The organism is Trebonia sp. (genome assembly GCF_049794275.1).
Taxonomy (GTDB): domain Bacteria; phylum Actinomycetota; class Actinomycetes; order Streptosporangiales; family Streptosporangiaceae; genus Trebonia.
Genome location: NZ_JBARCR010000746.1, coordinates 1 through 1,635 on the forward strand (window position 1 = coordinate 1; position 1,635 = coordinate 1,635).

The window sequence follows — 1,635 nt, forward strand, 5'->3', positions numbered from 1 at the left end:
TGCTCGCGCTGCCCGCCGCACGGATGCGGTACGACCATTCGGCGGGCCGCGACAGGGAGCGGCTGCAGTGGGCCGCCATCGGCCTGGTCGTCGCCTGCGGGCTCGCGCTGTCCGTCGCCGTGCTGTACCTGCTCGTGGACTGGCCCGCGCCGGTCGCGCCGGTGGCTGCTTCCGTGATGGTGCTCGTCCCCGTCGGCATGGCCGCCGGGGACGTGCCGCGGCTCGGCCCCCGCGGCGGGCGCCTGCTCGTGCAGGTGCTCGCGGTCGCCGGGTTCGCCGTCACGGTCGCGCTGATCTACCTGGTGGTCATCCTCGGGCTCGGCCGGCCGCCGTCTTCCTCGGCGGACCGCCAGCTGCTCGGGCTGTCCATGGTCGCGGCGGCGGTCGCCGCGATCAGCTTCGCCCCCGCCAGGGAGCGGCTCACCGACTGGGCGACGCGGCGGGTGTTCGGGGCCAGGCAGGCGCCCGACGAGGTGCTGCGGACGTTCGGCAGCCGGATGACGCGCGCCATCTCCATGGACGAGCTGCTGCTGCAGCTCGCTGAGTCGCTGCGCAAGACGATGGCGCTGACGTCCGCCGAGGTCTACACCGGCACGGGCGACGTGCTGGAGCGGACCGCCGCCGTGCCGGACACCGGGCCGCGGTCGTTGCTCGTGGGCGGCAGGGAACGGCAGGTCGTAGCCCGCGCCGGGATATCCGGGCACGCCTGGGCGTCGGTCTGGCTGCCCTCGCTGAACGGCTCAGGTCCCGATACCGGGCAGCTGCGGGTGGCGCCGGTCAGCCACGCCGGGGAGCTGCTCGGCCTGATCGTGGTGCGGCGGCCTGTCACGGCCGACCCGTTCTCCGCCGAGGACGACCGGGTGCTCACCGAGCTGGCCCGCCAGGTGGGCCTCGCCGTGCACAACGCCCGGCTGGACACCGCGCTGCAGACCACGCTCGACGAGCTGCGCAAGCAGGCCGACGAGCTGCGCCAGTCCCGCGCGCGGATCGTGGCCACCGCGGACGCCGAACGGCGCCGGGTGGAACGCGACCTGCATGACGGCGCACAGCAGCACCTGGTGGCGCTCGCGGTGAACCTGCGGCTCATGCGCGACCTGGTCGGCGACGACCCGGAGACCGTGACCGCGATGATCGACCAGCTCGCCGAGGAGGTCAAGAGCACCATCCAGGAGCTGCGCGATCTCGCGCACGGCATCTACCCGCCGCTGCTGGCCGACAGCGGGCTCAGCGAGGCGCTGGCCGCCGCAGGGCGGCGCAGCCCGCTGGCCGTGACCGTGTCCGCCGACGGCATCGGCCGGTACGGCCTCGAGATCGAGTCCGCGGTCTACTTCTGCTGCCTGGAAGCGCTGCAGAACGCCGGCAAGCACGCCGCGGGCGCGACCGTCACGATCCGGATCTGGGAAGAGTCCGGCGGCCTGCTGTTCTCGGTGTCCGACAACGGACCGGGCTTCGAGGTCGCCAAGGCCAAGAACGGCCACGGTTACATGAACATGGCCGACCGTCTCGGCGCTATCGGCGGCACCGTCCGCTGGGAATCCGCGATAGGCGCAGGCACCCGCATCTTGGGCTCAGTCCCCCTGCTCACGCCCTAGCCCCCGCCGATGCCATGACCTTGGACCCCGCACAGCCCCGCTT

At 73.3% G+C, this 1,635-nt stretch carries 1 protein-coding gene; it reads left to right on the top strand.

Annotated elements, in window-relative coordinates; translation table 11 throughout:
• On the top strand, positions 1 to 1,592 hold a 1,592-nt coding region (locus tag WA805_RS19610; RefSeq protein WP_425243057.1), incomplete at its 5' end, for a histidine kinase.
• Positions 1,593 to 1,635: the final 43 nt, after the last annotated feature.